We start from the raw sequence: 12,744 nt of genomic DNA, 5'->3' as shown, positions 1-12,744 counted from the left end.
TTTTCGTGAGTCTAAACTTGTTGAAGTACGCCCAACAAGATATAATGACAAAGTAGAAAGCAGATTATATGTTGAAAGTGAGCGGAAACGATATGGGTCGTAAGTGGAATAATATTAAAGAAAAAAAAGCTTCAAAAGATGCAAATACTAGCCGGGTCTATGCTAAATTCGGCGTTGAGATTTATGTAGCTGCCAAGAAGGGCGAACCGGACCCGGAAGCGAACCGCGCACTGAAAGTCGTGCTGGAACGTGCCAAAACGTATAACGTACCCAAAGCAATTATTGACCGTGCCATGGAAAAGGCAAAAGGCAGCGGGGACGAAAATTATGAAGAACTGCGTTATGAAGGATTCGGGCCCAATGGTGCCATGGTTATCGTGGATGCCCTCACCAATAATGTGAACCGTACTGCACCGGAAGTGCGCTCGGCATTTAACAAAAACGCGGGCAATATGGGTGTGAGTGGTTCAGTTGCTTATATGTTTGATCCTACAGCGGTAATCGGGGTAGAAGGCAAAAACTCCGAGGAAGTACTGGAACTTCTGCTTGAAGCAGATGTGGATGTACGTGATATCGTGGACGAAGACGATGCTGTGATCGTATATGCAGAACCGGATCAATTCCACGCTGTACAGGAAGCATTTAAAGCTGCCGGTGTTACTGAGTTTACCGTAGCCGAGCTGACGATGCTTGCGCAAAACCATATTGAACTTCCAGAGGATGCACAAGCTCAGTTCGAGAAACTGATTGATGCGCTTGAAGACCTTGAAGATGTTCAGCAAGTGTATCACAACGTAGAGTTCGTTTAAGCGAATTACACGAATTAAGCGAAACGTGATTCGATTGCCAAAAAGAGTGTCTAGCCAATCAACGGATTGGACAGACACTCTTTTTATTGTTCTCCTATGAATCGGATTGCAATGCACCAGGAGATTTTTTCGATTTTGCCGATTTGCTACCGCCAAACTTGAACAACACGATACCGCCCACGATGACAAGAACGCCAAGAAGCTGGTTCCACGAGAATGGGATCTGCTCCAGTCCAAGCCATCCCATGGAATCAAACAGCAAGGCGAAACTTAACTGGGATGTAAGTACGATGGAGATCGCAAATGTGGGACCGAGCAGCTTCATCCCTTGAACGAGACAGAAGACCACCCCAACACCGATGGCTCCGCTAAGCCAATACCAGGGCTGCATATGTTGGAAGCTGAACGTATTTTTGCCCTCCACCACTAGAGAAATCAGAAACGATGCAATAAACCCGGTGAAAAGCACCATCGTTGTCGTGGACCACGAGCCGGTACGTTCATTTACCTTACTATTAAAGATGGTCTGCAGACTGACAAGAGAACCTGCCAGTAACGCTAGTAAAATACCTGTAATGATCATAGGATAGAGATCTCCTTATTCATAGATGTTGTGACCCGCCACTTCTGCCAGACCTGCCCGATCTTTGACCATAATAAAGCCCTGATCCCGCATGATTAATCCATCTGCACACAGCTTCTGAATCACCCGATTCAAATGCCGATAACTCGTACCGATCAGATTCGCGATATCTGTCAAATTAAAGGCGTCCAGTTCTTCGTGGACAACAGTCCCCGCTTCTTCGGTAGAGATGGAGAGCAGATAGCTGGCTAATCGAACCTCGACCGGATACATCAGGTTGAAGTTGGAGAAGTTCGAATCAATGTAAAACTTGTGGGAAATAATTTTGAGTAAAAATTTCAACAGGGGTGCGTAATCGCTAGCGAGTTCAACTAACCATTGATAATGAATGCGTAGCATCACGACAGGTGAGACCGCTTGTACGGTGTTCACGATGTTACTCTCCCGAACGTACTCAATATCACCAACCACTTCAAGCGGTGTTTTAAAACAAAGAACGAGTGTTTTATCCTGTGGTGAGGTCGTGAAGATTTTGACTTTCCCCTCGACCAGCACATATAAATATTCGGATGTTTCGCCTTCACGGCAGATTAATTCGCACTTCTCGAAGTGGCATAACGTCATATGCGGACGCAGGGGCTGGTGAAATACCGATTCGAGTTGATATTGTTTTAAATAGTGCAATAATTGATGCTCATTCTGAAACTCTTCCATAACGTCTTTCACCCCCGACTATATACTCGACCAGCTACAGCTTCATAATAATGACGCCCGTAACCATTAATGCTATACCCAGAAATTGCGGTAGTTTCATTTTCTGCTTCACAACACCAAACCATCCGTTACTGTCGACCAGAAAGGTCAGGAAAAGCTGTGCAATCAACAGGGCGGAGATCGTAAAAGTTACCCCAATTTGCTGGATTGCTGTGACTTCACTGAAAATAATCACTGCACCAAACGCGCCTCCCGCCAGGTACATGGGCTTCACTTGCTTCAATCCTTGCAGGTTGATGTCCCGCACGAATACAAGGATCAGAGCCGCCAGAATGAACCCGGTGAGTTGGGTAATGGTTGCGGCTTGCCAGGTGCCCATGTCCGTACTGATTCGGGTATTGGCAACCCCTTGCAGGGTAATGCATGCACCGCCTAATAGTGCAAAAATAATTCCTCTCATGGTTGTACTCTCCTTGTCGCGTCATTACTTCTTCGATTTCTATTAAATGATATATCCACTCGAAAAGCCAAGGACAAATGTCCTCAGCTCAGAAGTTATAGCATTTAGAGTACATTAAACCCTCTACAAAATCCAGACAGGACTCAGGATGGCTCGTCATTCTGAAGATCACAATACTTGAAACACCGGTTGCTCACCAATAAAATGAACAGGCAATTCCGCGAAAGCTGTAGCTAACCTTTCAGACAAAAGCTTCATCCCGGAAGCCTCACTCTCGGCATGGCCGATCATAAGAAGAGCCTTTTGTTTTCCTTGCTGCACAGCATCTCGTATGTACTCCGGTGTCTCCCATTCGAATCCTTCACCTGCGATAATCAGATCCAGCTCTTCCTGTTGAAGCAGGGGAATGGTCAGATTGCCGTTGCCTCGAAAACCTACAAGCACTGCTGCTTGTCTGCATACCAACCTTGGATCACCAGCCAGGCGTATATATTCGATTCCAAGCGAACGTTTAATATGTTCTGCAATAAGCTGAACTGTCATTCCTTCCGGAAAGGATAGAATGTCAGCTTCCGGTTTATGCTGTACCACATAAGGGGACCATCCTAATGCCTGAACCAATCCTTCCGTAATGCCATCCGGTTGAAAGCGGTGAATTGCATCATGGCAACGATAGATCGCGATTCCACCGTTGTCGATTAGCGTTCTTTTGGTTTCATAGACCGGATCATCAGCCAGCCAATCGGTATGGCTATGATGGTTATAGAAGGGAGGTTCATGCGCGATAATTAGATTAGCTCCACGTTGTATGGCGTGCTCAATCACATGTTGTGTAGGCATAAAAGTTACAAAAACGCCTGTGACCGTTTGGTGGGGTGAACCCGTAATCAGTTGATCCACGGTGTGTTCAGGTAACTCAACATTTTCCGTGAGATGTTGTATAATGTCTTGAATCGTTATGTTCATAAGTATAATTCCTCCAGTGACAGGATATAGGATTAGTTTACCATTTTGAAGCAAGAACGGCACTTTAGCTTAGACTTGCTAGATGGGGGAAAAGAGGTTATACTAACCAAAAGAAACGGAATGAACGTTCATTCCTGAAATAAGGAGGGATAGATTCATGGCTAAAGGCAGCAAAAAAGATGATATTTATGCAGCTGCTTTAACGCTTTTTGCCCAAAGGGGGTTCGATGCAACAACCATGCCTATGATTGCGGATTCGGCTCAGGTAGGAGCGGGAACCATATATCGATATTTTACGAACAAAGAAGTATTGTTGAATGAACTCTTTCAGAAAAGTATCAGGGAGTTCCTTGATGCCTTGAGGCAAGGCTTTCCGGATAAACCCATTTCCGTACGTGAGCAGTTTCATCATATATTCCGTGGATTGTTTAAGTTCGCTGAGTCCAACCCGGATCGGCTAAAGTTTATTAACTCTACTGGTAATGCACTGCATTTTCACGATGAAAGCAAGGAAAGCGTCAATGAATTTATGGGGTTTCTGAATGAATGCATCCATAAGGGGCAGCAGCAGGGAGCTATTCTTATGTTGCCGACAGAAGCGTTAATGAACATTGTCTACGGTGCTTCTATGCATTTGTTTGAACACTTTAACAAAGGTCTTTTGGAAGCAACGCCGGAGTTAATGAACCAGCTTGAGGAGTGCCTGTGGAATGCCATTAGAGTCCATTGATTCTATTGGCCTTTTTTACAACATAAACGGAATGAACGTTCATTCCTATACTAGACATAAGGTGTGTGAGGATAAAGTATGAGTAAACTTAGAAACCCCAGAACGCTTTCCTTGATTTTATGGATACTTATTACCGTAGTTTCTGTAATGACGATGCCTGATTTTGGTCAGCTGGTCAAAGAAAAAGGAGAAATTTCAATTCCTGAAACGGCTCAGAGCCAAATTGCAGCTACGATGATGAAAGACATGGATAAGGATAGTGGGAATACCTATTCAATCATCGCTGTATTTAACAGTGGAGAAGGTGCACAGGCATTAACTAAGCAGCAGAAGACGGAAATCGAATCTGTTTTGTCCAACCTGAAAAATCAGGAAAAACAACTGAATATAGAGACGCTCACAACCCATCTGGATGGTGAAGAGCAAGCTGATCGACTTATATCCGAGGACGAAACCACGATTTTAACCCAAATCACAGTCACTAAGGATGAGGATATTCCCCTTTCGGAAGTGGTGAGTCAGTTAAATGAGGCGACAGCCATCTCAGATGTGAATACATATCTGACAGGAGCAGATCTGATTGGTGATGACTTTGGCAAATCGATTGAGGATGGGGTACAGAAAACAGAAATTATCGCGGTTATTTTTATCCTCGTTATTTTGATTATTATTTTCAGATCACCGATCATTCCCGTTATCTCACTGCTTACGGTGGGTATATCATATGTTGTTTCATTAGCGATTGTGGGTCATCTTGTAGACATGTTTAACTTTCCGTTCTCTAACTTTACCCAAGTGTTTATGGTTGTGATTTTGTTTGGGATCGGTACGGATTACAATATTTTGTTATACACCAGATTTAAGGAAGAGTTAAGCAAACAGGGCGGGGATGTACTTCTCGCAACCAAAACGACGTTTAGAACGGCAGGACGTACTGTGTTATATAGTGGTATTGCTGTATTCATTGGATTCCTTGCTCTGATGCTCGCCAAGTTTCAGTTGTACCAGGCAACCTCTTCAGTGGCATTTGCAGTAGCGGTTCTCATTTTCGTCCTCAATACGTTGAATCCATTCTTCATGGTTGTATTAGGCAAAAAGATGTTCTGGCCATCGAAGAAATTTGAAGGTCACGCAGATAGCCGCTTATGGGGATTTTTGTCTCGGAACGCGTCAAGTAGACCTGTTCTTGCAATCATTCTTGTTGCCGTAATCAGCATTCCGTTTTTATTCAGCTACAGTAACCGACTTAGTTATAATGATCTGTTTGAGGTCAATAACAATTATACATCCAAACAGGGAATTAATCTGATCATGGATCATTACCCACCAGGTTTCTCTGCCCCAACCACACTGGTTGTACAATCCAAGCAGTCGATGGATAACCAAACGTTTTTAAAAGCACTGGATGATCTGACGGATAAAGTATCCAAAATGGATGGTGTGTCCGTAGTTTATAGCGTTACCCGACCAACCGGAACAAAAATTAATGAATTGTATATCAATGATCAGGCTGATGAGCTTAATCAAGGTATTGGGAAAGCGAACAATGGATTAGGCACCATCAACGAAGGATTATCTTCTGCTGCAGGCCAATTGCAATCTTCCAATGATCTGAGTGATGTGCAGCAGCTGATTGATGGTACAAGCCAGTTGCAAGAAGGAGTGTCAGCTCTGGGAAAAGCCATGAATCAGGTGACAGTTGGGTTGAACGATGGGAGGAAAGGCGCAGATACATTGAAAAATGGCCTGGCTACCCTCAGAGAAAAAGTAGATATACTATCTAAAGGTACAACTGAGTTGCATCAAGGATATGCTGATCTTGAACAGGGACTAGGTTCGTTCAGAGATACTTTTAATAGTATGAAAACAGCAATTCAGGGTGCACTAGATGCCTACGCTCAAATCGAAAGTAGTATAACAAGACTCATTACGAATCATCCTGAGTTACAGCAGGAAGAAGATGCGGTACAAATCATCGGCATTACCCAGGCGGCTCAAAGCGATCTGAACAAATTATACACACAGATGGACCCGCTGATGGTGCAGTACAATGGTGCTCTGGGTTCATTCAAGGAAGCGAACAAAGCCCTGGCTCAGGTTAACGAAGGTTTAACTCGGGTGACTTCGGGTGTGGGTCAGCTTGAAGGTGGAGCAGGGGAGTTATCTGCAGGTCTGGTTAATGGTGCAAGTGGCAGCAAGCAGATCGCTGGGAAAACGTCTGAAGTTGAAAAAGGACTTGTACAAATTAATCAAGGACAAAATCAGTTATTAACCGGTCTGAACGATCTGCAAGCGAAGATGGGTGAACTGAAATCGGGACTCACCGCAAGTACAGAAGGGCTTACAGATGTTTCCAAAGGTCTTGGGGATGCAGAGGAGTATTTGGGCAATCTGGGACAGTCCGATGCAGCCAAAAGTTTCTATATTCCTGAAGAGGTATTAACAGGAGAGGAGTTCCAAGCATCGCTAGATACTTATATGTCTGATGACCGGAAGACTGCGGAAATATCCATCATTTTAACAGACAATCCTTACTCTAAAGAGGCGATGGATGTTGTCCAAAATCTGAGCAACCAACTGAACACAGCCCTTGTTGGTACGGATTTGAGCGAAGCCAAAGTGGCGCTTGGTGGGGTGCCTTCACAAAATCTTGATCTACAAAAATTAGCTGGAGGTGACCTGAGCAGAACTTCCATGATTATGTTGATTGGGATTGGGCTTATTCTTCTGGTAATCATTCGTTCATTCTGGCAGTCCGTAATCATTGTTGGCTCGTTGTTCCTGACGTATTACGTTGCGCTTGGTCTGAATGAATTGTTAGTAGTGGGGCCGCTTAACGTGGATTATCTGAGTTGGAACGTTCCTTTCTTCAGTCTGATTATGATCGTTACACTTGGCGTGGACTACAGCATTTTCCTCATGATGAGATATCGCGAGATTGAAGGTGATCCGGTTCATAAAATCACGGAGGCTTCCCGCAATATCGGAGGAGTCGTCATCTCTGCCGCTGTTATTTTGGGAGGTACCTTTGCTGCCCTGATTCCTTCCGGTGTAGTTACATTGATTGAAGTTGCTATATCTGTGATCATTGGATTGGTATTACTCAGTTTTGTGATGCTCCCAATCTTGTTACCCGCTTTGATCAGTCTATTGCATAAGTTAGCGAATTGGGGATCTAAATCAGATGAAAATAAATAATTAATATTAATCTATGCTTAGCTAACGACTCCTGATCAATATATGTCAGGGGTCGTCTTTACTATTTCCTATAAAATAGAATTAAAGAGTTCAAGCTGGTTAGTATAATCGAACAAACGTAATAAAGATGTAACGATGCTGGATTCATATAGTTTTCTCGTACAAGAAAAAGTATACTTACATAGAGTCTTTATCTAGATGAAATGGAGTATCCATTCTAACCTACACTGAACATTCAGTTAAGTATAAGTCTTAATTCTGATGAAGAGATCCGACTTAGAAGGGCGATGATTACATGACAGCCAGTACCATTATGGAACGTCTGAAGAGTGAGACAGCTCATTATCACAGACAAGTGGAACAGAACGAGTATGCCAAGGCTATTATGAATCAAACCGTTAGCTTGGGAGAGTATAAGAAATATCTGGAGAAATTTTACGGGTTCCTGAAACCATTGGAAGAACAAGCTGTACAGCAGCCTTTCTGGGAAAGCACGGGACTGGATATCGGGATTAGAGGAAAAGCAAATTTGCTTGAAAATGACCTGCGGAATCTGGGCGCCAGTGAAGAGGAAATCAGACAGGTTCCTTTATGTAAGGATCTTCCTGATATATCGACACCAGCAAGGTTGTTCGGTTATTTATATGTCATTGAAGGATCTACGAACGGAGGTCAGATCATGACCAAACGTTTGTCGCAGTTCCTGCCGATTGAAGCAGATCGGGGGTTGGAATATTTTAATGCCTACGGTACGGAAACCAGAACGAGATGGGCAGAGTTCACGGAACTACTGCGTCAATCCATCACGGGGGAAGAAGATCACGACATCATGGTGCACACGGCTTCGGAAACATTCCGATTACTTGATCAATGGATCAATACAAATACGGATAATCTGTAAGTTGAAAATAGAGTTATCACATCATGAGAGGGGATTTTTCAGGCTATGCCCGAATCGAAGTCCAAGAAAGAAAATAATTTGCTTAACCGTACATTGCTCAATCAAGGTACGTACACCAATGATCCAATTGATCTAAACAATTGCGACAAAGAACCCATTCATATCCCCGGCTTCATTCAACCTCATGGTGTGCTCTTGGCTGTGAGCACCAACAATATACCGACTATTGTACAATGCAGCCAAAATACGGAGGAACATCTCGGTCTTACTACGCAAGAGGTGCTGGGCCTTCCACTCGAACATCTGATTGGCAAGGATAATATAAGGCAGGTACTGGCACGCACCTTCAGTGCATCTGTAACATCAGACCTGCAATATATGGATCTCACGATTAACGTATCTGGAAATGAGCAGGTCTTCACTTCTGTCATTCATGAGAGTGAAGGCCTGTTAATTTTGGAAATGGAGCCTTCCTATGAAAAAGGAAATATGGAAGGGAATGATTTTGAGTGGATTTCCAGCTTCTTCAGCCGACTTAAAAGTACTGATAATCGGGTGGAAGCGAGTCAAGTAGCAGCCGAACAAGTGAAGGAAATGCTCGGGTATGACCGGGTTATGATCTATGAATTTGACGAACAATGGAATGGAAAGGTCGTCGCAGAAGCACGTGAGGAAGAGCTCGAACCGTTTCTCGGGCACCATTATCCAGCGTCAGATATTCCCAAACAGGCACGCGAGTTATACCTGCGTAATTGGTTGCGCACCATCGTGAACGTGAATTATACACCTGTGGAGATCGTTCCCCTGCTTCAACCTTTGACGGGCAAACCGCTTAATCTGAGCTTGTCGGTTCTGCGGAGTGTATCCCCGTTGCATATTGAGTATTTGCAGAACATGGGTGTCGGAGCAACCGTAACCATCTCTCTGATTCATGACAACCAACTATGGGGCCTGATTACATGTCATCATTATTCAGCCAGATATATACCCCATCGTGTTCGTAACTTGTGTAACTTCTTGGGTTCATTCTTCTCAAGTGAACTGTTTCAACGTCAGCAGCTGGATGAATATCAGGCTGAGATCAGGTCACGTGAAGCGGCTACCCAAATTTCCAATATTTTCATTGGGAATACAAGTCCAGTGAGGATTATTGAGGAATTGCAGGGCGAAGAGCAGACCTTATTGAGTTTGATGGATGCTTCGGGAGCTGCGATCTGTTATCAGGACAAGCTGCTGTTATATGGCGATACACCGGCACGAGAGCAAGTACGTGAATTGGCAGCATGGCTAGCGGGCAAGTCGGAAGATTACAGTTATCACACCTCCAAGCTGAGTTTGGAGTATGATCCTGCTAAAGCTTACAAGGAAAAAGCATCGGGTATTGTTTATGTGGCCATATCCCCTGGGCAGCATCATTATATCATCTGGTTCCGGCCTGAAGTGGTTCAGCTTGTGGATTGGGCAGGTGATCCAGCCAAAGCCGTGATCAAAACCGATGATGGCATGCGTCTGTCCCCCCGGAAATCCTTCGAGAAATGGAGAGAGATTGTCCAATCGACCTCCTACCTGTGGACAACGAAGGAGCTGAATGTGCTTCCATTGCTCAAAAGCATCGTACGCCGTCAAACGGAGAACCAGCTTGTTCAGGCAGAGGAGCAGGCGTTGCAGAATGCACGTATTTTGCGACAAAATGAGCAGCGCTACTTACAGTTGATGGAGTTTTCCCCGGTGGCGTTTTTTACGTTGACGGACGGGTTCGTTATTTATTGCAATAACAAGGCAGCTGAATTGCTTGGCTATGAAAACTCCAAACATCTCATCGGCAAGGATTTCAGGGAATTTGTGCCTGATAAGACGAAAACGATTTTGCAGCAAAACCTGGAGGAACTGAAGCTCAATAATACGCGTCTGTTTACTAACCAGGCGTACTTCACCACAGCAACGGGCACGTCCCTGCTGCTTGAGATTACACTGGCTTCTGTTACACATGCAGGCAAACCCTCAGTGATGGTCCTTCTGAACGGTGGCGCATCGAATCATGATCAGGATCATTATACGGAGACAACCAGTCAGCTCCAGAACTATCTCAATACAGATCCGTTAACAGACATGCCGCTTCAAACCATATTCCAATCTCAACTTCAGGATGATTGGAATGAATGTTTGCAGGAGAAATGCAGTTTGGGACTGTTTATTATAGATATCGATGATTTCCGTTCATATAATGCATCTTATGGACTTCAAGGTGGCGATCTTTGCCTGCAGTGGATTGGAGAAGTGCTGGCGGTGGTCAGTGAGCAGAATGATGCCATCATCTCCCGTCTTCGGGGAGGAACCTTCATGTTGAAACTGAAGAATGCAACATCAGAACGTTCAGCGGAGCTTGCCGAAGAAATCAGACAACATGTGCTTGCACTTCAAATTCAGAGAGATCTGTCCAGCCCGAGTGACGTGGTCACTGTTAGCGTTGGCGGTGCGGTAATGGTTCCTGAAGAAAAGCTGATGATGTCGAATCTGATTGAAAAAGCCAGTCAGGCCCTTGCTCAAGCCAAGAGTGACGGGAAAAATCGGGCTATCATGGTTTGATACGAGGTTTTACTAGCCTTACTGTAAAGGGTGCAGCAAAATGGTATAGAGGGAAGGCATTTAAACTGGATATCAGTTTGAATGTCTTTCTTTTTTCTGCTAATTAGGAAAGTATTATTTTCATCACCGCAGGCACAGGACAAGTGTTATAATGATGAATATGGATACACTTGTTCGTATTCACACGCAGAGGACGGTGAAACGGAATTCAATGAAAGAGGATTCAAGACAACTGGAATTTATGGAGATAGATCTGAGCGAAGAGCCTATCACAGCGGCAGTCCCGGTTCCTGATCGTTCAACGATTGTCCGTGCTGATTTTGATATAAGATTACCTGGCGGCATATTGTCTTCTGAGAAAAGGTTTGTAGAGGAAGCAAGGCAACTCATTGAAGTGGAAGGGGAGCAGGCTCCCTTTGTTCCTTTTATGAGTTATTGGCCGACTTATGGTGTAATGAACGAACCCCAGCGCAAGTGGTATATGTATTGGAGGACGGAAGTCCGGCAAGGACGTTTCCCTGATACGGATCTGTCCTATCTGTTTGTTCATATTTATGAACTGATAAACGGAATTGGTTGGCAGGAACCTGAGGAAGGTTACGACCAATTAAAAGAACTATGGATCAACTATCGTGAACGGCTTCCGCAGTTGGATGTGTACATGCAGGATTGGATTATTGATTATGATCTAGTCCATGAGTTGAACATGTCATTATCCGAGATGGTGGAGCTTTCGAGTGGTTATCTTCCACCGGAGATTCTGGATATGGAATTGCAACGGCTATTGAGCAGCAATATATCGGATATCTCGCTGAAGTTGTTACAAAGATATTATGACTACGACATTACGCTCAGTAAATTTTACAGAGATGGCGGTATGAAGGTTCTGGAACAGTACATTCCCCGAGTTATGGTTTTGGTGGATTCTTATCTACTGCGTACACGCAAGGCAGGCATATTGGATCAGTTTGAGTTAAATCATGAAAGGACTATCGAACGTACGCTGTTTCGAAAAGCTGTATATGACGAATCCATTTATGGAAAATCGGTTCAAATGACATATGTTCCGATTGGAGAGCATGCAGATTTTGTCCAGTTTGTAACCCGAGTTTTTCGATGCACGGAAAATAAATGCCGTGAACTGCTCGGTTTCAGAGGGCGACTTCGTGGAAAGACGCTTGAACCTGAGCTTGCAAAAGTGATTGAACGTTACCTGGACAAGGCATTTGCAGTCGAGCAAATGCCAGTTGTAGAGCAACCGATAGTCCGGATTGATGCAGAGAAACTTGCTTCGCTGCAAAAGGAAAGCGAATATGTGCGCAGAGCACTCATGATCGAAGAAAATCATACCTCCGAAGATGAGGATGCAAACAATGTGAGCAGCCTACCCACTACCGTGATCCAGAATTCAACGGAAGAAGCTGAAAGTGCTAAGCAGTCTAACCAACAGGAGGTTGACGTTGAGGGAGCGCTTAATACTGATGGAGGACAAGAAAACGGGATTAACGAGCCATTATCATTACAATGGGAGGCGGATTTTTCTGCTGATCTGGATGAAGAGTGGATACAGTTTTCTGAAATGCTATCTCAGCAGCATGTACAGGCAATTCACGCCTTGCTTGGCGTCAACCCGGATACGGAGCTGATGCGGGTGGCTGAGCAATACGGCACGATGCCTACACTCCTGTTGGATGAAATTAATGATATGGCCATGGAAACGATTGGTGACCTTTTGATTGAAGGTGATCGGATGGTTTCGGATTATATAAATGTGTTTGAACATGTGAAGAGGTGATT

General features: G+C 44.2%; 10 protein-coding genes. 6 read left to right on the top strand and 4 right to left on the bottom strand.

Going from position 1 to position 12,744, the window contains the following annotated elements:
• Nucleotides 1-92 precede the first annotated feature (92 nt).
• Nucleotides 93-809 (top strand): YebC/PmpR family DNA-binding transcriptional regulator, encoded by a 717-nt coding sequence (locus CRO25_RS06890; RefSeq protein ID WP_064640900.1) that lies wholly within the window; start codon nucleotides 93-95, stop codon nucleotides 807-809.
• A gap of 94 nt (nucleotides 810-903) precedes the next feature.
• Here CRO25_RS06890 and CRO25_RS06885 read toward each other — a convergent pair whose 3' ends face one another.
• From CRO25_RS06885 to CRO25_RS06870, 4 genes are all read right to left on the bottom strand, one after another.
• Entirely contained in the window at nucleotides 904-1,389 is a 486-nt protein-coding gene (locus tag CRO25_RS06885) for a DMT family transporter (protein WP_063563626.1), read from the bottom strand.
• 18 nt (nucleotides 1,390-1,407) lie between these two features.
• Entirely contained in the window at nucleotides 1,408-2,106 is a 699-nt protein-coding gene (locus CRO25_RS06880) for a Crp/Fnr family transcriptional regulator (RefSeq protein WP_063563482.1), read from the bottom strand.
• A 34-nt stretch (nucleotides 2,107-2,140) separates the two neighbouring features.
• The gene (locus tag CRO25_RS06875) at nucleotides 2,141-2,566 is read right to left on the bottom strand and encodes a DMT family transporter (RefSeq protein ID WP_024633836.1); all 426 of its coding nucleotides are present in this window, start codon (nucleotides 2,564-2,566) and stop codon (nucleotides 2,141-2,143) included.
• Nucleotides 2,567-2,734: 168 nt separating this feature from the next.
• Nucleotides 2,735-3,532 (bottom strand): Nif3-like dinuclear metal center hexameric protein, encoded by a 798-nt coding sequence (locus tag CRO25_RS06870; RefSeq protein ID WP_079694439.1) that lies wholly within the window; start codon nucleotides 3,530-3,532, stop codon nucleotides 2,735-2,737.
• Nucleotides 3,533-3,689: 157 nt separating this feature from the next.
• Here CRO25_RS06870 and CRO25_RS06865 point away from each other — a divergent pair, with 157 nt between their 5' ends.
• The 5 genes from CRO25_RS06865 (at nucleotide 3,690) to CRO25_RS06845 (ending at nucleotide 12,742) form a co-directional block, all read left to right on the top strand.
• Nucleotides 3,690-4,262 carry a TetR/AcrR family transcriptional regulator gene (locus tag CRO25_RS06865; RefSeq protein ID WP_063563484.1) on the top strand — a complete coding sequence of 191 codons (573 nt, stop codon included), beginning with the start codon at nucleotides 3,690-3,692 and terminating at the stop codon, nucleotides 4,260-4,262.
• 78 nt (nucleotides 4,263-4,340) lie between these two features.
• Nucleotides 4,341-7,460 carry an MMPL family transporter gene (locus CRO25_RS06860; protein WP_079694438.1) on the top strand — a complete coding sequence of 1,040 codons (3,120 nt, stop codon included), beginning with the start codon at nucleotides 4,341-4,343 and terminating at the stop codon, nucleotides 7,458-7,460.
• Nucleotides 7,461-7,755: 295 nt separating this feature from the next.
• Nucleotides 7,756-8,361 (top strand): biliverdin-producing heme oxygenase, encoded by a 606-nt coding sequence (locus CRO25_RS06855; protein WP_063563486.1) that lies wholly within the window; start codon nucleotides 7,756-7,758, stop codon nucleotides 8,359-8,361.
• A gap of 45 nt (nucleotides 8,362-8,406) precedes the next feature.
• Nucleotides 8,407-10,947, top strand: a complete 2,541-nt coding sequence (locus tag CRO25_RS06850) for a diguanylate cyclase domain-containing protein (protein WP_079694437.1) — start codon at nucleotides 8,407-8,409, stop codon at nucleotides 10,945-10,947.
• 154 nt (nucleotides 10,948-11,101) lie between these two features.
• The gene (locus CRO25_RS06845; RefSeq protein ID WP_179800934.1) at nucleotides 11,102-12,742 is read left to right on the top strand and encodes a TerB N-terminal domain-containing protein; all 1,641 of its coding nucleotides are present in this window, start codon (nucleotides 11,102-11,104) and stop codon (nucleotides 12,740-12,742) included.
• Nucleotides 12,743-12,744 lie beyond the last annotated feature (2 nt).

Origin of the sequence: Paenibacillus sp. RU5M (assembly GCF_900221055.1) — a bacterium.
GTDB classification, from domain to species: Bacteria; Bacillota; Bacilli; order Paenibacillales; family Paenibacillaceae; genus Paenibacillus; species Paenibacillus marchantiae.
The sequence above is the reverse complement of the archived record's forward strand: the minus strand, read 5'-3'. Positions and strand labels throughout refer to the sequence as shown.

Excerpts from the sequence above, each read along its gene's own strand:
- CRO25_RS06880 (WP_063563482.1), bottom strand. The coding sequence starts at position 2,106 with ATGGAAGAGTTTCAGAATGAGCATCAATTATTGCACTATTTAAAACAA.
- CRO25_RS06850 (WP_079694437.1), top strand. The coding sequence starts at position 8,407 with ATGCCCGAATCGAAGTCCAAGAAAGAAAATAATTTGCTTAACCGTACA.
- CRO25_RS06890 (WP_064640900.1), top strand. The coding sequence starts at position 93 with ATGGGTCGTAAGTGGAATAATATTAAAGAAAAAAAAGCTTCAAAAGAT.
- CRO25_RS06860 (WP_079694438.1), top strand. The coding sequence starts at position 4,341 with ATGAGTAAACTTAGAAACCCCAGAACGCTTTCCTTGATTTTATGGATA.
- CRO25_RS06855 (WP_063563486.1), top strand. The coding sequence starts at position 7,756 with ATGACAGCCAGTACCATTATGGAACGTCTGAAGAGTGAGACAGCTCAT.
- CRO25_RS06865 (WP_063563484.1), top strand. The coding sequence starts at position 3,690 with ATGGCTAAAGGCAGCAAAAAAGATGATATTTATGCAGCTGCTTTAACG.
- CRO25_RS06875 (WP_024633836.1), bottom strand. The coding sequence starts at position 2,566 with ATGAGAGGAATTATTTTTGCACTATTAGGCGGTGCATGCATTACCCTG.
- CRO25_RS06845 (WP_179800934.1), top strand. The coding sequence starts at position 11,102 with ATGAATATGGATACACTTGTTCGTATTCACACGCAGAGGACGGTGAAA.
- CRO25_RS06870 (WP_079694439.1), bottom strand. The coding sequence starts at position 3,532 with ATGAACATAACGATTCAAGACATTATACAACATCTCACGGAAAATGTT.